15 protein-coding genes are annotated in these 17,188 nt (G+C 72.7%); 10 read left to right on the top strand and 5 right to left on the bottom strand.

Annotated features, from left to right (window positions below):
- Positions 1-15: 15 nt before the first annotated feature.
- The gene (locus ABT232_RS14350; protein ID WP_351840056.1) at positions 16-561 is read right to left on the bottom strand and encodes a GNAT family N-acetyltransferase; all 546 of its coding nucleotides are present in this window, start codon (positions 559-561) and stop codon (positions 16-18) included.
- A gap of 101 nt (positions 562-662) precedes the next feature.
- On the bottom strand, positions 663-1,430 hold the full coding sequence (locus ABT232_RS14345; protein ID WP_351840203.1) for a S1 family peptidase: 768 nt from the start codon (positions 1,428-1,430) through the stop codon (positions 663-665).
- Between the two features lie 200 nt (positions 1,431-1,630).
- On the opposite strand from ABT232_RS14345, the gene ABT232_RS14340 reads away from it, so the two are divergent.
- Complete coding sequence (locus tag ABT232_RS14340; protein WP_351840054.1) at positions 1,631-2,527, top strand: hypothetical protein; 897 nt, start codon at positions 1,631-1,633, stop codon at positions 2,525-2,527.
- Positions 2,528-2,561: 34 nt separating this feature from the next.
- Here the strand turns inward: ABT232_RS14340 and ABT232_RS14335 are convergent, their stop codons facing one another.
- The gene (locus tag ABT232_RS14335; protein WP_351840052.1) at positions 2,562-5,012 is read right to left on the bottom strand and encodes a polysaccharide lyase 8 family protein; all 2,451 of its coding nucleotides are present in this window, start codon (positions 5,010-5,012) and stop codon (positions 2,562-2,564) included.
- Between the two features lie 211 nt (positions 5,013-5,223).
- On the opposite strand from ABT232_RS14335, the gene ABT232_RS14330 reads away from it, so the two are divergent.
- The 6 genes from ABT232_RS14330 (at position 5,224) to ABT232_RS14305 (ending at position 12,907) form a co-directional block, all read left to right on the top strand.
- The gene (locus ABT232_RS14330) at positions 5,224-6,327 is read left to right on the top strand and encodes a LacI family DNA-binding transcriptional regulator (protein ID WP_351840050.1); all 1,104 of its coding nucleotides are present in this window, start codon (positions 5,224-5,226) and stop codon (positions 6,325-6,327) included.
- A 230-nt stretch (positions 6,328-6,557) separates the two neighbouring features.
- Positions 6,558-8,339: a glycoside hydrolase family 35 protein gene (locus ABT232_RS14325; RefSeq protein ID WP_351840048.1), complete on the top strand. Its 1,782-nt coding sequence runs from the start codon at positions 6,558-6,560 to the stop codon at positions 8,337-8,339.
- A 161-nt stretch (positions 8,340-8,500) separates the two neighbouring features.
- Positions 8,501-9,811 carry an ABC transporter substrate-binding protein gene (locus ABT232_RS14320; protein WP_351840046.1) on the top strand — a complete coding sequence of 437 codons (1,311 nt, stop codon included), beginning with the start codon at positions 8,501-8,503 and terminating at the stop codon, positions 9,809-9,811.
- A gap of 238 nt (positions 9,812-10,049) precedes the next feature.
- Positions 10,050-10,970 carry a carbohydrate ABC transporter permease gene (locus ABT232_RS14315; RefSeq protein ID WP_351840044.1) on the top strand — a complete coding sequence of 307 codons (921 nt, stop codon included), beginning with the start codon at positions 10,050-10,052 and terminating at the stop codon, positions 10,968-10,970.
- A gap of 3 nt (positions 10,971-10,973) precedes the next feature.
- Entirely contained in the window at positions 10,974-11,888 is a 915-nt protein-coding gene (locus ABT232_RS14310; protein ID WP_351840042.1) for a carbohydrate ABC transporter permease, read from the top strand.
- Positions 11,885-12,907: a hydroxyacid dehydrogenase gene (locus ABT232_RS14305; RefSeq protein WP_351840040.1), complete on the top strand. Its 1,023-nt coding sequence runs from the start codon at positions 11,885-11,887 to the stop codon at positions 12,905-12,907. Before ABT232_RS14310 ends, ABT232_RS14305 begins: the two co-directional genes overlap by 4 nt.
- Positions 12,908-13,107: 200 nt before the next feature.
- Here the strand turns inward: ABT232_RS14305 and ABT232_RS14300 are convergent, their stop codons facing one another.
- Entirely contained in the window at positions 13,108-13,449 is a 342-nt protein-coding gene (locus ABT232_RS14300; protein ID WP_351840039.1) for a MerR family transcriptional regulator, read from the bottom strand.
- A 69-nt stretch (positions 13,450-13,518) separates the two neighbouring features.
- On the opposite strand from ABT232_RS14300, the gene ABT232_RS14295 reads away from it, so the two are divergent.
- Entirely contained in the window at positions 13,519-14,382 is an 864-nt protein-coding gene (locus ABT232_RS14295) for an aldo/keto reductase (RefSeq protein ID WP_351840037.1), read from the top strand.
- Between the two features lie 52 nt (positions 14,383-14,434).
- Here the strand turns inward: ABT232_RS14295 and ABT232_RS14290 are convergent, their stop codons facing one another.
- A complete protein-coding gene (locus tag ABT232_RS14290; protein ID WP_351840035.1) occupies positions 14,435-15,157 on the bottom strand; it encodes a vWA domain-containing protein in 723 nt (240 codons plus the stop codon).
- 158 nt (positions 15,158-15,315) lie between these two features.
- Here ABT232_RS14290 and ABT232_RS14285 point away from each other — a divergent pair, with 158 nt between their 5' ends.
- Both ABT232_RS14285 and ABT232_RS14280 read left to right on the top strand, forming a co-directional pair.
- Positions 15,316-16,239, top strand: coding sequence for a rhomboid family intramembrane serine protease (locus ABT232_RS14285; RefSeq protein WP_351840033.1), 924 nt, complete (start codon positions 15,316-15,318; stop codon positions 16,237-16,239).
- Position 16,240: 1 nt separating this feature from the next.
- Positions 16,241-17,161 carry a chitosanase gene (locus ABT232_RS14280; protein ID WP_351840031.1) on the top strand — a complete coding sequence of 307 codons (921 nt, stop codon included), beginning with the start codon at positions 16,241-16,243 and terminating at the stop codon, positions 17,159-17,161.
- The last annotated feature ends 27 nt before the right edge of the window (positions 17,162-17,188 follow it).

The raw sequence follows: 17,188 nt of genomic DNA, 5'->3' as shown, positions 1-17,188 counted from the left end.
CGGCACCGGGGCCGTTCATGTGCCGATCACCTTGTGGAACGAGACGTCCGCGTGGCCGCCGGGAACGCCCGGAGTGCGTCCGGTCTCCCGGAAACCGAGCTTGCGGTAGAACTCCGGGGCCTGGAAGGTGTACGTCGAGACGACCATGTCCGTGCAGCCGCGCCGCACGCCCTCCGCCTCGGCGGCTCGCATCAGCCGGCTCCCCCAGCCGGTGCCGCGCAGATCCTCGCGCACCCACAGCAGGTGCACGGAGCACAGGCCGCCCCATGTCGAGCCGGTGAGCCCGCCGGCGGTGCCGCCCTCGGCGTCGGTCACGCGGACGCTGAACTCCTCCGGGGTGCCGGCGCCGCAGACCTCGCCGTTGAAGGCGGTGAGCCGCTGGTCGAGCAGGTTCTCCAGGGCGTCGTCCTGGCCGGCGGTGCGCAGGGTGAACGGGGTGCCGGAGGCGGGCGGGGCGGGTGAGGAGCCCGTGGCGGACGGGACCGACGGGGCGGACTGGGCGGGCGCGGTGGGGTGCTGTTCGGCGGTGAGCTCTTTGGGGGTGTGCTCTTCGGCGGTCACCGCCCGGATTCTGCCAGCGGCCGCCCCGGGCGCCGAACGGTTTTCCGGCGGAGCCGCGCCCCTGGAGGCGGGCGGCTCCGCCGGCTGCCGAGCGGGCCGGCCTACAGCGCGGAGGCGGCCTTGGCTATGTCCTTCGCGAAGTGGCTGACCTCGGTGTACACGCCGGGCACGCCGGTGCGGGCGCAGCCGTCGCCCCAGCTGACGATGCCGACCTGGATCCACTTGCCCGCGTCGTCCTTGCGGAACATCGGGCCGCCCGAGTCACCCTGGCAGGTGTCGATGCCGCCGCTGGCGTAGCCGGCGCACAGTTCCTCCTTCGGCACCAGCCGGTTGCCGTAGTGCCACTTGCACGCGCGGTCGCTGACGAAGGGGGCGTTCGCCTTCTGGAGCTTGGTCGTGCCGGTGCCGGCGCCCTCCTGGACGTCCCCCCAGCCCGCGATCGTGAAGGTGCCGCGGTTGTAGCGCGTGGTGGTGGCGATCTTCAGCGTGGGCTTGTCGATCGGCTTGGCGAGCTTGATCAGCGCCCAGTCCTTGCCCGTGCCGTCGTAGCCGGGCGCCACCTTGACCTTGGTCGACTTGACCTTGATCGCGGCGGAGGAGTTCAGATCGGCGACACCCGCGGTCACGGTGATGCGGGTGTTGTTGCCGGAGCCGTCCATGCAGTGGGCGGCGGTCAGGACGATGTCCTTCTTGTAGAGCGCCCCGCCGCAGCCCATCGAGAGATGGACCATGAAGGGGAACTCGTTCTGCGCGGCGGGCTTTCCGCCGATGACGCGCGCGTCGGCGGCGTGCGCGGCACTGACCGGCTGGAGGCTGGCGACCGCGAGGGCGACGGCTCCGGCCGCGGCGGCCTTCTTCGCCAGCGCCAGGCCGCCTCTCTTGGCGGCGGTCGTCGAGATAAGGGTCAACGTATGTCCTTTCGTGGGGGGTTGGGCGGCTCGCAGTATGTGATCGCGGGGCGTGCGTGACAAGGACGGATCTCACGCCGGCCGGAGGGAACCCGTCGGGCGAAAATCCGCTCCCCTGCTCGTAGAGTGGAAACCGGGTTCAAGGCGTCCTGGGGGTCGGCGTGGCGAACGGCGGACCGGTCGAGCACGGCTACCCGCACCTGGAGACGGTGCGGGCCGCGATCACCGCACTGTACAAGCGGCTGTCGTACGACACCGTCCGGACCTACGCGGCCAGCGTCGCTCCCGCCGACGTGGCCTTCGTCGACACCGACGACCTGCACCTGGGCGCCCAGCGGGTGGCCCGCGAACTGGTGCGGCACTACGGGCTGCCGGACGCCCGGCTCATCGTGAGCTTCCGCGAGATGACCCACGCGGCGAATGTCGAACTCACCGCGGGTCCGGAGTACTTCGTCGAGCTGAACGACCGCTTCCGCACCCATCGCCGGGACATCGGCGCGGCGCTGGCCCACGAGGTGATGCACGTCTGGCTGCACCGCCTGGGCCTGGAGTTCCGGGGGACCCGCGAGAACGAGATCCTGACCGACACCGCGGCGACCTACCTCGGCGCCGGCTGGCTGCTGCTCGACGCCTACCGGGAGGACGCGGCGTCCAGCCAGAAGCTCGGCTACCTGACCCCCGAGGAGTTCGGGTACGTGCTCGCCAAGCGCGCCCTGGTGTTCGGCGAGGACCCGTCGGTCTGGTTCACCAGCCCGCAGGCGTACACGGCGTACACCGAGGGCATGACGCTGGCCCGCCGGGACGGCCGGCAGCCACCGCTCACGGCGGCCGGCTGGGCCGGCCGCCGCCGCTACGCCCGCGACCGGCGGCACGCCCAGGACCGGCCGCCCGCCGCCACCGACCCGGGCACGCCGTACGCCTTCCAGGCCGACGCCCAGGGGCCGCTGCGGGTGTCGTTCCCCTGCCCGACCTGCCACCAGCGGATCGGGGTGCCGGTGCGCGGACGGGTGCGGGCGCGGTGCGCGCTGTGCCGGACGGTGCTGGAGTGCGACACCTGAGGTGACGTGGTGTCCACGGGGCCTGGTCGTCGCGTCAGCCGAGGGTGACCACCGCCTTGTGCACCGCGCCCAGCGTCCCCGGGGTGATCCGCAGCGACAGCGCCGTCCCCGTCGACAGCACCTGCACCGAGGAGTCCTTGGACGTCACCGCGGACACCGCGCGGTTCCAGGTCACGTCGATCGTCGCGCCGTCGCGCAGCGGCCCGGAGACGCAGACGGTGGCGGTGGTGCCGGTCCGGCGGATCAGCACGCTCGCCGGGGCACTCGCGGTGACGTCGCCGACCGTGCCGCCGAGCCAGAAGTTCACACCGGTGAGACCGAGGGAGGGCAGGTGGACGCCCTGCTGGTCGTTGGTGTTGGCGAGGATCGTCAGCCACCCGGGGTCGGCCGCGCGGGCTGAGGTCTGCGCGGTGCTCGCGCCCGGCATCAGGACATAGGCGTAGCCGGCCCAGGTCGGGTCGGTGCCGTGGTCGAACCAGAGGGTGAGGTAGCGGCGGGTGACCGGATCCGCGGTACCGCCGGTGTTGATGTCCGACCAGGCGCCGGTACGGGCCTCGCGCAGCGCCTTGACGGTGGCGCCGCCGGGGAAGACGTAGCCGCCGAAGCCCGCGATGTGCGCCCACCTGCTGCCGCTGAGGGTGGCGCTCCAGCCGAGGGCGGCGGGCTGGGCGGTGCCGTCGGTGGTGAGGACGTGGGTGCCGCTCGCGCCGAGGTTGCGGTTGTCGACGACGGTCTCGACGCCGGTGCCGTCGCGGCCGTGGATGCCGGCGCCGAGGCAGACGACGGCGTCGTCGAGGAAGAACCAGGACTTCTTGGCGAGCAGGGTGGAGGACAGGCCCTTGAGGTACTGGCCGACGGCGGCGTACGTGCCGTCGGTGGCGCCGCCGACCCAGCGCACGTCGGGCCGGGCCGCGCCCCAGGTGCCGCCCTCGCCGTCGGCCAGGGCCTTGCGGGAGGCGGTGGTGCCGGGCAGCCGGGCCGGGTCGACGGTGGCCCAGAAGGCGTCGCTGTACTGGCCGTTGCCGTAGGTGTCGCCCCACCAGTAGAGCATTCCGGAACCGGTGTGCCAGCCGCGCAGGTTCTCGCCGTTGCCGTTCTCGTAGTAGGTGATGCGCTGGGAGGCCATGGACACCGCTGCGGCCCAGGCGGGCCGGCGGTGCACGGCCCGGTCCATGCCGGCGAAGAGGCGGTGGCCGGTGGGTTCGGGGGTGGCGGCGGTCGGGCCGTCGGCGATCGCCTTGAGGCGGGCGAGTTGGGCGACGCCGAGGGCGCCGCTGGCGAGCAGGGGGCGGTAGTAGTCGCGGGCGATCCAGCCCTTGACCATGCCCTCCCAGCGGGTGCGTTCGGCGGCCGACGCGCTCTGGGCGAGCAGCGCGACACAGGCGATGATCGAATGACCGCGCAGATGATCGTCCTGGAGGATGCCGCGCGTGTCGCTCTTCTGCACGCCCCGGCTGATCGCCCGGCCGGAGACGCCGTCCATGGCGAGGCCGTTGAAGAGGAAGGGTGCGTAGGCCTTCTCGACCGAGTCGAGGACGACCTGCCGGCCGGTGTCGGTGACCTCCCAGGCCGATCCCTTGAGCAGGGCGAACAGCAGGGACAGCCCGCCGAGCATCACGGCGCCGTAGGAACCGGCGTAGGGCACGTAGGTGTGCTGGATGAAGCTGCCGTCGGCGTACAGGCCGTCGCCCGAGGTGACGTACGGGAAGACCGGGCTCAGCGCGTCCCTCGCCAGGGCGATCTTCGCGGCGTTCTTGCCGATCACCCCGCGCAGCGCGAGCACCCGGCACAGGTCCACGCGGTTGGCGCCGGTGGAGGTGCCGGTGTAGGAGGCGACGGCGCTGTCGGGGACGAAGTGGTCGACGGCGGCGGTGTAGTCCGCGATGCGGGTGGCGCCCAGGTGGTCGTACAGGTGGACGCAGATGTCGAGCAGGGCCTGCGGGATGCCGATCTGCCAGTTGTACCAGTTGCCGTAGCGGGTCCGGCCGGCCTGGTAGGCCTCGTCGTGGAGGTGGTCGAGGCCGGTGAGCAGGTCGGCGAGCAGGCCGGTGTCGCCGGTGAGGCCGGTGCCGGGCTGGGCGTAGGCCTCGGCGAGGGTGCGCAGCCGGTTGTAGCTGGTGCCGAGGTTGCCGGAGTAGGTGTAGGACTCGCTGTCGGTGTCCGGTTCGGGGTCGGCGTAGCCCAGGTCGGGCCAGAGCGAGCCGGTGGTGGGGTTCATGGTGGCGCGCAGTGCGGCCGCGGTGGTACCGAGGGCGGCGAGCCGGCCGGCGTAGGGCTCGGCCGCGGGGTCGAAGCCGGTGCCGAGGAGGAGGTCGCGCCATCTGAGGCGGAGGGTGTCGTAGGCGTCGGCGGCGTGGGCGGTGCCGGTGAGCGGCAGGGGCACGAGGGCGGCCGCGGTGAGAGCGGCGCGCAGAACGGTGCGGCGGGGAAGGCCGCGGCGGGAGGAAGAGGAGGGGGAGGAGGGGGAGGAGGGGGAGGAGGGCATGCGGAGGTACCTCCGAGGAGGGAAGGGGTGCGTCGTCGGGCCCGGGTTCCGCGCTAGGGTGAGCGGTTTCTAACACAAGCGCACAGACAGCGGCAATGAAATGCGCATTGCATCGCTCAATTGATTGTTCGAGCATAAACGTTCACATTCGATCAGACGGACGCTAGACTCCAGGTCGGCCCGGTCGACAACACGAGGGGAGCCCGGTCACGTGCACGCCGAAGAGAGGCACCAGGAGATTCTCCACAGGCTGCGCGAGCGGGGATCGATCCGGGTCACGGACGTCGCCGCCGAGCTGAACGTCTCCCCCATCACCGTCCGCCGGGACGTCGAGGCACTGGCCGAGCGCGGCCTGGTCACCCGGGTGCACGGCGGGGCGGTCCTGCCCGAGCACCGCGCGGATGGCCCGCACGGCCCCAGCGGCCCGGTCCAGCAGGCACCGGCCGTCACGGCGGCGCCCGGCCGGGGCGGCCGCGAGGTGGTCTTCGGCCTGATCGTGCCCGCCGCCGACTACTACTACCCGGAAGTGATCAAGGGCGCTCGGGAGGCCGCCGCGGAGCGCGGCGTCCGCCTCGTCCTCGGCATCTCCCAGTACGACCCCGAGGAGGAGCGGGCCCAGGCCCAGCGGATGCTGGCCGACGGCATCGACGGCCTGCTGATCACCCCGTGCGGACCGGCCGGGGCGCGCGCCTGGCCGGCCGGGCTGGGCGTGCCGTACGTGCTGGTGGAGCGGCGGCCGGACGACGACGCCTGGGGAGCGGAGCGGGTGGTCACGGACCACGCCTACGGCGCCCGGATCGCCGTACGGCATCTCGCGGAGGGGGACCGCGAGCGGATCGGGCTGCTGCTGCGCGAGGACAGCCCGCACGGCGCGCTGGTCCTGGAGGGCTACCGGGCCGGGCTGGCCGCGGTCGGGCTGCGGGAGGCGGACTCCGCGCTGTTCCGGCTGCCGCCTCCGGGCGGCGACGCCGCGGAACGGGAGGGGGTGCTCGGCGCGTTCACCGACGCGGTCGCCGCCGGGAAGCTCGACGCGGCGATCGTGCACAACGACCACGACGCGATCGTCGTCCTCCAGCGGCTGCGCGCGCGGGGCGTCGAGGTACCGGGCGCGGTGGCGCTCGTGGCCTACGACGACGAGGTCGCCGCTCTCGCCGACATCCCGCTCACCGCGATCGCCCCACCCAAGCACGCGGTCGGGGCGGCCGCGGTGGACCTGCTGGCGCGCCGGCTGGCCGATCCGGGCCGCCCGCTCCACCGGCTGGCGATCCTGCCGGAGCTGCACGTGCGGGAGTCCAGTTCCGAGTCCGGTTCCTAGGGGGTGTCTCGTCGATCAGGCCGGATCAGCGAGCGGCGTCTGGTGCCGTGCATCGCAAGGCGGAGGAGGGCGGCATGGCGGAGCCATGGCAACCGACGACAACGCGGCGAGGCGCGGTGCCAGACGCCGGGAGCCCGGCATGATCGGCGAGACGCCCCCTGGCCCCACCCCCCGCACTCCCGCGTTTCCCCGTTCACGCACGACGTTCACGCCCGAACCGGAGAACCCTCATGTTCGAGATGTCAGCCGAGGGTTTCTCCCTCGACGGCCGTCCGCTGCGTCTGCTCTCGGGCGCGCTGCACTACTTCCGCGTCCTGCCCGAGCAGTGGCCGCACCGGCTGCGGACGCTGCGCGCGATGGGGCTGAACACGGTCGAGACGTACGTCCCGTGGAACCTGCACGAGCCACGTCCCGGCGTCTACGACTTCACCGGCCCGGCCGACCTGGACCGCTTTCTGCGCACCGCCCGCGCGGAGGGTCTGCACGCGATCGTGCGGCCCTCGCCGTACATCTGCGCCGAGTGGGAGAACGGCGGGCTGCCCTGGTGGCTGCTCGCCGACCCCGAGGTGCGGTCGCTGCGCTGCCGGGACACGGCGTACCAGGCCCACGTGGACCGCTGGTACGACCGGCTGATCCCGGTGATAGCCGCCCACCAGGTCACCCGCGGCGGGAACGTGCTGATGGTGCAGGTGGAGAACGAGTACGGCTCCTACGGCACCGACACCGGCCATCTGGAGCACCTGGCCGCGGGGCTGCGCTCGCGCGGCATCGACGTACCGCTGTTCACCTCCGACGGGCCGGACGACTTCTTCCTCACCGGCGGCACCCTGCCGGGCACCCTGGCCACGGTGAACTTCGGCAGCCGGGCCGGGGAGGCGTTCGCCTCGCTGGCGCGGCTGCGGCCGCAGGACCCGCCGATGTGCATGGAGTTCTGGTGCGGCTGGTTCGACCACTGGGGCGAGAGGCACGTCGTGCGGGAGCCGGAGGACGCCGCCGGCACGCTCGCCGAGATCCTGCGGGCGGGGGCGTCGGTCAACATCTACATGGCGCACGGCGGCACCAACTTCTCCACCTGGGCGGGCGCCAACACCGAGGACCCGGCCACCGGAGCGCGCTACCAGCCGACGGTGACCTCCTACGACTACGACGCGCCGATCGACGAACGGGGCGGCGTCACGCCGAAGTTCCGGGCGTTCCGGGAGGTGCTGCGGCCGTACGCCGACGGCCCGCTGCCCGAGCCGGAGCCGCCCGCGCCGCTGCTGCCGCCCGGCCGCGCGCGGCTCACCGAGTCGCTGCGGCTGTTCGACGTCTTCGACGCGCTCGCGGGGCCCGAGACGCACGCCCCGCTGCCGCCGTCCTTCGAGGAGCTGGGCGTCGGGCACGGGCTGGTGCGCTACACCGGCCGGGTGCCGGGACCGCGCGGGCCGTACCCGCTGACGGTGCAGGGGCTCGGCGACCGGGCCCATGTCTACCTGGACGGGGCCTACGCCGGGGTGCTGGAGCGGGACGGGGCCGAGACGGTCCCGGACGTGCCGGTGCCGGCGGCGGGGGCCCGGGTGGAGCTGCTGGTGGAGTCCATGGGGCGGGTCAACTACGGGGCGGGGCTGGGCGACCGCAAGGGCGTGCGCCGCGTCCTGCACACCCAGCAGCTGCTGCACGGCTGGTCCGCGCGGGGTGTGGAGCTGGGGCACGGGACGCCGGAACGGCTGCCGTGGGACACCGCGCGAGGGCCCGGCACCGCGCGGGGCCCGGTGTTCCTGCGGGGCTTCCTGGACGTGGCCGAACCCGGTGACGCGTACCTCGCGCTGCCCGGCGCCGGCAAGGGCTACCTCTGGGTGAACGGCTTCTGCCTGGGCCGCTACTGGCCGTCGCGCGGCCCGCAGCGGACGCTGTACCTGCCGTGGCCGCTGCTGCGGGCGGGGCGCAACGAGCTGGTGGTGCTGGAGCTGGACGCGGACGCCGGGACGGTTCCGAGGGTCGTGGAGACACGGGAGACACCGGAGCTGGGCTGACTCCTGGGGAATCCCGGCGGGTGGGCAGCCACATCAAACGAACAGCGAGCAGATCGATTCTGTTGCTTTCTCTGATCGCTTGCTCGTTTCTATTGACTCTGATCGATCCTGCACGAATGATGTCCGTCATTCGCCTCGCCCCATCGGTAGGAGTCAGTGCAATGAAGCCGTCCTCGCCCGCCCTCGCCGCCGCGGTGGCGTCCCTCGCCCTTCTCGCCACCGCGTGCGGCGGCTCCGACGAGTCCGGGTCGGGCACCGGCACCGCCGGGCAGCCCGTCGAGATCACCTACTGGTCGTGGATGCCCGGCACCAAGGAGATGGCCCAGGAGTTCAACCGGACCCACGAGAACATCAAGGTGACGTTCTCCGAGATACCGGCCGGTCTCAACGGCGGCTACGACAAGCTCGCCAAGGCGGTCAAGGCGGGCAACGCCCCGGACGTGGTCAACGTCGAGTACCAGGCGCTGCCCGACCTGGTCACCCAGGGCCTGCTGCGCGACTCCACCGCCGAACTGGCGGAGCCGGTCGGCTCGTACGCCCCCGAGTCCGTCCGCAGCCTGGTCACCCTCGGCGGGAAGACCTGGGCCGCGCCCTACGACGTGGCGCCGCAGACGCTCTACTACCGCAAGGACCTGTTCGCGAAGTACGGCGTCGAGGTCCCCGGCACCTGGGACGAGTTCCGCGCCGCCGCGCGGAAGGTGAAGACCGCCTCCAAGGGCACGGCCCGCATCCTGGACTTCTGGGGCGACGACACCGCCACCTGGGCCGGGCTCGCCCAGCAGGCCGGTGCCCGCTGGTACGGCTCGACCGGGGACGCCTGGACGGTGGACATCACCGACCCGGCCACCAAGAAGGTCGCCGACTACTGGAAGGACCTGGTCGAGGACGACCTCGTGCTCAACCACAAGGCGTGGAGCCCCGAGGCCACCAAGGCGGTCACCGACGGGAAGGCGATCGCGCTGATCGGCGCCTCCTGGAGCGCGGGCGGCATCAAGACGACGTACCCGAAGCAGTCCGGCGCGTGGGCCGAGGCGCCGCTGCCGAACTGGGGCACGCCCGCCACCGGCGCGGTCGGCGGCTCCTCGTTCGCGCTCACCAAGGACACCGGCAAGGCAGCGGCGGCGGCCGAGTTCGCCCTGTGGGCCACCACCGACCCGGCCGCGGTGAAGTCCCGTCTCGCCGCGGGCACCTCCAGCGCGCTGCCCGCCGCCGAGAAGCTGCGCGCCACCGCCAAGGAGTCCTTCGACGCCGCCTACTTCGGCGGCCAGGACATCTACGAGGTCGCGGGCGCGCAGGTGCCGGCCATCGCCGAGGGCTGGGTGTGGAGCCCGGTGCACAACTCCACGACGCTGACGCTCCAGACGGAGTTCGGCAAGGTCCAGAAGACCGGCGAGTTCTGGGCGGCGTTCCAGGCGGGCCAGCGCGCGGCGGAGAAGGCGATCAAGGACCGCGGCCTGAAGCTGGCCGACTGACCCCACCGGCGCCGCCCAGGGCGGCGCCCGCACCGCCGCCCGACCGACCGACCCGTACCGGGCCCGTACCCGGCCCCGTACCCGAACCGGGCCCCGCACCCCGCCCCGTACTCGAACCGGCCCCGCACCCCGCCCCGTACACGAACCGGGCCCCTACCCGGCCCCGTCCCGGCTCCTCCCCTCTCCCCCGCGGCAGCCGGCCCCGGCCCCAGCCCTGGCCACAGCCCCAGGAGTTCCCATGGCATCCACCCGGCCCGCCCCCGGGCCCCGCAGACGGCGTGGCGCCGCGTTCGCGCCCGCGCTGTTCCTCGCCCCGTTCCTCCTCCTCTTCCTCCTCACCCTCCTCGCCCCCGTCGGCTACGCGGTCTGGATGAGCCTGTTCCGTGAGCAGGCGGCGTCCGGGCTGGGGTTCGGCGGGACGAAGACGCTCTTCGTCGGCGCCGACAACTACCTGCGCGCCCTGACCGACCCGGGCTTCCGGCGCGGCTTCGCGCACATCGCGCTGTACTGCGCGGTGTACATCCCGGTGATGGTGGGCGGCGCGCTGGCGCTGGCGCTGCTGCTGGACTCGGCGCTGGCGCGGGCGAAGCGGTTCTTCCAGCTGGCGTACTTCCTGCCGCACGCGGTGCCGGGCCTGATCGCGGCGATCGTCTGGGGTTTCCTGTACACCCCGGGACTGAGCCCGGTGATCGACTTCCTGTCGGTGTTCGGCTCGGACTGGGACCTGCTGGGCCCGGACGCGGTGCTGTTCTCCATGGTCAACGCGGCCACCTGGCAGTGGCTCGGCTACAACATGGTGATCTTCTACGCCGCGCTCCAGGCCGTGCCGCGCGAGACGCTGGAGGCGGCCGTGGTGGACGGCGCCGGCCAGTTGCGCACCGCCTGGTCGGTGAAGCTGCCGATGATCCGTTCCTCGATCGTGCTCACCTGTCTGTTCACGGCGGTCGGCTCGATCCAGTTGTTCAACGAGCCCGAGGTGCTGCGCGCCCGCTCGTCCGCGATCTCCCCCGAGTGGAGCCCGGTGATGTTCATCTACCAGGCCGCCTTCACCGAGCACGACTACGGGCTGGCCGCCGCGGCCTCCCTGCTGCTCGCGGTGCTGGGCGCCGCCCTGTCGTTCGTCATCACCTCGCTGGGCAACCGCTGGAAGGAGGCCTGAGCCATGGCCGTCGACACCGCCGCCCCGCCCCGCGCGGCGACGCCCCGGACGCCGGCCCGTGCCGTGCGCCCGCGCACCACCGGCACCTCCTGGTCCTCCCGGACCGCCGTCAACACCGTGCTGGCGATCGTCGCCCTCTACACCCTGATGCCGCTGAGCTGGCTGCTGCTCAACGCGACCAAGGACAACGGCGATCTGTTCGGCCGCCCCGGCTTCCGCCTCGGCGACTTCCACCTGTTCACCAACATCGCGGCGCTGTTCACGCACCAGGACGGCATCTTCGGCCGCTGGCTCGCCAACAGCCTGCTGTACTCGGGCGTCGGCGCCCTGGCCTCCACTCTGATCTCGCTGCTCGCCGGGTACGCGTTCGACAAGTACGCCTTCCTGGGCAAGGAGAAGCTGTACGGCCTGGTGCTGCTGGGCATCCTGGTGCCGCACACCGTGATCTCGCTGCCCATGTATCTGCTCGCCTCGGAGGCCGGCCTGGTCAACACCTACTGGGCGGTGCTGATACCCGGCCTGGTCAATCCGTTCGGCGTCTACCTGGCCCGGGTCTTCTCCGAGGCCTATGTGCCGCCGGAGACCCTGGAGGCGGCGCGGATGGACGGCGCGGGCGAACTGCGCACCTTCCGCGCGGTGGCCCTGCCCATGCTGTCCCCCGCCTTCGTGACCATCTTCCTGTTCACCTTCACCGCCAGCTGGAACAACTTCTTCCTGCCGCTGGTGATGCTCAACGACTCGTCCCTGTACCCGGTGGGCCTCGGCCTGTTCGGCTGGAACGCGGTGCTCCCGCAGGAGCCGCAGCTCTACGCCCTGGTGATCACGGGCTCGCTGCTGTCCGTCGTCCCGCTCGCCGTCGCCTTCCTGTCGCTGCAGCGCCACTGGCGCTCCGGCCTGACCGCGGGAGCCGTCAAATGACATCCCCCTCGCCCCGCCGCCCGCGCACCGTCCTCGCGATGGACGGGCCCGTCCGGGAGGCGCTGTTCGACGCGGCGGCCCTGGACCGGCTGACACGGGTCGCCGACACCGATCCGACGCTGGTCGTCGGGGACTTCGCCGACCCGGCCGCGGCCGACGCCCTCGCCGCGGCGGAGGCGCTGCTCACCGGCTGGGGCTGCCCGCCGCTCACCGAGCAGGCGCTGGCCCGGATGCCGAGGCTGCGCACGGTGGTGCACGCGGCCGGCTCGGTCAAGCACCACATCACCGACGCCTGCTGGGAGCGCGGTCTCACGGTCGCCTCGGCTGCCGACGCGAACGCGGTCCCGGTGGCCGAGTTCACGGTCGCCGCGATCCTGTTCTCCGGCAAGCGGGTCCTGCACGCGGCGCGGGTCTACCGGGAGCGGCGGTCCTGGGTGAGCCCGATCGAGGTGATCGGCGCGGGCGGCAACTACGGGCGCACGGTGGGCGTCGTCGGGGCGTCCCGGATCGGCCGCCGGGTGCTGGACCTGCTGCGGCCGTACGACCTGCGGGTCCTGCTGTACGACCCCTATGTGGACGCCGAGGAGGCGGCGCGGCTCGGTGCCCGCGCGGTGTCGCTGGAGACACTCGCGCGCTCCAGTGACATCGTGACGATCCACGCCCCGCAACTGCCCGAGACCCGGCATCTGTTCGACCGCGCCCGCCTGGCGCTCCTGCCGGACGGCGCCACGCTGATCAACACGGCCCGGGGCAGCCTGGTGGACACCGCCGCGCTCACCGCGGAGCTGGTCTGCGGCCGGCTGAACGCGGTGCTCGACGTCACCGACCCGGAGGTCCTGCCGCCCGACTCCCCGCTGTACGACCTGCCGAACGTGCTGCTCACGCCGCATGTGGCGGGCTCCCTCGGCAACGAGCTGCACCGGATGACGCAGGCCGCCCTGGACGAGCTGGAGCGGTACGCGCGCGGGCTGCCGTTCGTGTCCGGCGTGCGCGCGGAGGAGCTGGCCCGCTCGGCGTGAAAGACGACCCGGCTCAGGCGCCGGCCTCGACCCGGGCGCGGGCCGCCCGCTGTGGCCGGCCTCGACCCAGGCGCCGGCCGCCCGCTGCGGCCGGCCCGCGAACGGCGGCCCGCCGCCGCACAGTTCACCGATCGTGCGCCGTCGTCCGTACGCCGCCCGCCTCGCCGCCGGATCGCCCTCGGGGTGGCACGACGCCCCCGCTAGGCCAGCGGTGCGAGCAGCAGCGCGAGCGAGGTGCGCGCTCCCTCAAGGCGGGCGATGCGCTCCTCGATGCCCTCCAGCTGCTCGACGAGCAGCGGGGTCAGGCAGGGCTCGACCTCCGTGTCGCCGCCGCAGACGCAGTCCAGGACCTCGCGGATGACGCGGGTGGGCAGCCCGGCGTCGAGGAGGGTGCGGATGCGGCGCACGGTGCGGGGCGCGTCGGCGGCGTAGACGCGCTGGCCACCGGGGGTGCGCTCGGCGGCCAGCAGGCCCTGTTCCTCGTAGTAGCGCAGCAGCCGCACGCTCACACCGGTCTCGCGGGCCAGCTCCCCGATCCTCACACATCCCCCTGTGAAGCACGTCACATGACCTTGAACCTCACATCCATGTGAGCTCATAGCGTCACAGCCATGACGAACTCGACGGTATTCCGCATCGGTGGCGACCTCGGCGTACGGCGGATCGGCTACGGCGCGATGCGCCTGGCGGACGCCCCGCACGAGCGCGCCAGCCTGACCGCGCCCGTCTGGACCGCGCCCACCGACCGCGCCGAGGCGGTCGCCCTGCTGCGCGCGGCGGTCGGTCTGGGCGTGAACCTCTTCGACACCGCCGACGCCTACGCCCTCGGCGCGGGCGAGGAGTTGCTGGCCGAGGCGCTGCGCCCGCACCGCGACGAGGTGGTGATCGCGACCAAGGCGGGGGTGCTGCGGCCGAGCCCGGCGGAGTGGGTCACCCACGGCCATCCCGCCTATCTGCGCCAGCAGGCGGAGCTGAGCCTGCGCCGGCTGGGCACCGACCGCATCGACCTCCTCTATCTGCACCGGGTCGACCCCGACTATCCGCTCGCCGACCAGGTCGGTGCGCTGCGGCGGCTCCAGGAGGAGGGCAAGATCCGGCACATCGGGCTGTCCGAGGTGACGGTGGCGCAGATCGAGGAGGCCTCGCGGATCGCGCCGGTCGCGGCCGTGCAGAACCTGTACAACCTGGCCGAGCGCGGCCACGACCCGGTCGTCGACCACACCGCGGAGCGGGGCATCGCCTTCGTGCCGTACTTCCCGATCGCGGCGGGCGGGCACGCGGCGGACGACGGTCCGCTCGCCGGCGTCGCGAAGGAGCTGGGTGCCACCCGTTCGCAGACCGCGCTGGCGTGGCTGCTGCACCGTGCCCCGAACGTGGTGCCGATCCCCGGCACCTCGTCGCCGGAGCATCTTGCGGAGAACGCGGACGCGCTGCGTCTGACCCTCACCGGGGAGCAGTTCCGGCGGCTCGCGTGAACGGCGGCTCTCGGAACGGCGGCTCTCGGAACGGCGGCTGCCGTGAAGACGGCTACGGCCGCACGATCCCCTGGGCCCGTGCGGCCGCCAGCCACGCCGGGAACTCGCGCACCAGCCGGTCGTACAGCTCGGCGTCGGAGACCGCCCGCGGGTCCTCGCCCGCGTGGAAGAACCCGGCGTTGTCCACCACCCGCTTGCCCGGCACCGGCAGCTCGTCGAGCTTGCGCAGGAAGTCGAACTGCCTGCTGTGCGGATCACCGAAGCCGATGAACTGCCAGAACAGCGGCAGCTTGGACGCCTTGCACAGGTACCGCTCGGCGGCGAGCTTGTTGATCGGGCCGCCGTCGGTCTGGAAGACGACCAGGGCGGGGGCGGTGGCGCCGCTGTCGAGGTAGTGGTCGATGACGGCGTCCATGGCCAGGTGGTAGCTGGTCTTGCCCATGTGCCCGAGGCCCGCCGCGATCCGCTCGATCCGCCCCTGGTGGCCTTCGAGCGCGATGTCGGTGACGGCGTCGACGTCGGTGGAGAAGAACACCACCGGCACCCGGCCGTCGTCGTCGAGATGGGCGGAGAGCCCGAGCACCCGGTCGGCGAGCGCCTGCACACTGCCGTCCTTGTAGTACGGCTTCATGGACCCCGAGTAGTCGACGACCAGGTAGACCGCGGCCCGCCGGCCGTCCATGCCGTGCCTGGCGAGTGACACCCCGGCGCTCTTGTACAGGCTGACCAGCGCGGGCGCGGTCTGTTGAACCTTGCTGAGACTGATCGCGGCCATCTTCCGCCCCCCTTGTGATCACCACATCGGCTGCCGAGCGTACGGCACCTCCCGGCAGCCGGGCCCCGACTCTCCCTCGCAGCCCAGGCGTTCGTTATTTTGTTCGCCGCCGTCCCCACCGGCTCAGCCCGTCCCCAGACCCACCGAGGAGCCGGTCCATGGAACCCGAATCCACCGTCACGACCTGTTATCGCCATCCCAAGGTCGAGTGCTACGTCCGCTGCGTGCGCTGCGACCGCTACATCTGCCCCGACTGCATGCGCGAGGCCTCCGTCGGCCACCAGTGCCCGGAGTGCGTCAAGGAGGGCGCCCGGTCCGTCCGGCAGGCCAGGACGGTCGTCGGTGGCAAGGTGTCAGGGACGCCCGTCCTGACGTACGTCCTGGTGGCGCTGAACGTGCTGGCCTACCTGGTGCAGCTGGTGCGGCCGGAGTTCCAGGACCGGTTCGCGATGCTGGGCGCCCGGCTGGTGGGGCCGGACGGCGCCCTCTACGTCTTCCAGGAGCCGTACCCGGCGGGCTTCCAGGCCGAGGGCGTGGCCGGCGGGGAGTGGGAACGACTGCTCACCAGCGGGTTCCTGCATCTGGCGCCCACCGAGGGCACCTTCGGGATCGCCCACATCGTGATGAACATGGTCGCCCTGTGGCACCTCGGCCGGATGCTGGAGACCCAGCTCGGCCGGGCCCGCTATCTCGCCCTCTACCTGCTGGCGACGCTCGGCGGCTCGGTCGCCGAACTGCTCCTCGCCGAGCCGTCGGCCGTCTTCGTCGGCGCGTCCGGCGGGCTCTTCGGCCTCGGCGCCGCCCACTACGTCATGGCGCGGCGCTTCGGCGGCGACATGCGCGGCGTCAACCGCGACACCGCGCTGCTGCTGGCCTGGCTGCTGATCTCGGCCGGGCTCACCTCCTGGCAGGGGCACCTGGGCGGGCTGCTGGCGGGCGGCGCGGTGACCGCGGCGTACGCGTTCGTGCCCCGCGGGCCGCGCCGGACCCTGCTCCAGGCCACCGCCTGCACGGGGCTGCTGGTGCTGCTCCTGCTGCTCACCTACGGAAAGGTCAGCCAGCTGACCGGAGGGGCGATCTGACATGAGGCGCACCGGCTGTCTCTACCTCGCCGCCGTCCCCGTGCTCATCACGGCGGCGGCCTACTTCCTCGTCCCCGGCGACTCCTCCGAGGCGCCCGCCGCGAAGGACCCGGCGACCGTCTCCCAGCTGTCGCGGGAGGACGCCAAGGCCAAGGCCGAGTCCTCGGCGGCGGCCGAACGCGCCGCCGACGACAAGGTGATCGCCGGACTGCCGCCCGGTCTCGCCGCACCCGACAAGAAGGAACTCGCCCACCGCATCCTCTCCACCGCCGAGACCTCCACCCTCGACTGGCGCAGCTCCTACGGCTACATCGAGGACCTGGACGACGGCCAGGGCTACACCGCGGGCATCGCCGGGTTCTGCACCGGCACCCACGACCTGCTCGCCCTCGTCGAGCGCTACACCGAGGAACACCCCGGCAACGGGCTGGCCCGCTATCTGCCCGCCCTGCGCGAGGTCGACGGCACGGACTCCCACGAGGGCCTGGACCCCCGCTTCACCTCCGCCTGGCGGGCCGAGGCGAAGCTCCCCGCCTTCCAGCGCGCCCAGGTGCGCGAGCGCGACCGCGTCTACTTCGCCCCGGCGGTCCGCCTCGCCAAGCTCGACGGCCTCGGCACGCTCGGCCAGTTCATCTACTACGACGCCATGGTCCTGCACGGCCCGGACACCGACCCGAACGGCTTCTACGGCATGCGCGAGCAGGCCCTGCGCAAGGCCGACACCCCGGCCGCCGGCGGCGACGAGCGGGCGTACCTGAACGCCTTCCTGGACATCCGCCGCGACGCCATGCTGGCCAGGAAGTCCACGGCCGACACCTCCCGCATCGACACGGCCCAGCGCCGCTTCCTGAACGCCGGGAACCTGGAGCTGCGGACACCGCTGGAGTGGTCCATGTACGGGGAGACGTACCGGGTGCCGTAGCCACCCGCTGAACATGGCGACGGCGCC

Source organism: Streptomyces sp. NPDC001532 (assembly GCF_040298625.1).
Lineage (GTDB): Bacteria > Actinomycetota > Actinomycetes > Streptomycetales > Streptomycetaceae > Streptomyces.
The sequence above is the reverse complement of the archived record's forward strand: the minus strand, read 5'-3'. Positions and strand labels throughout refer to the sequence as shown.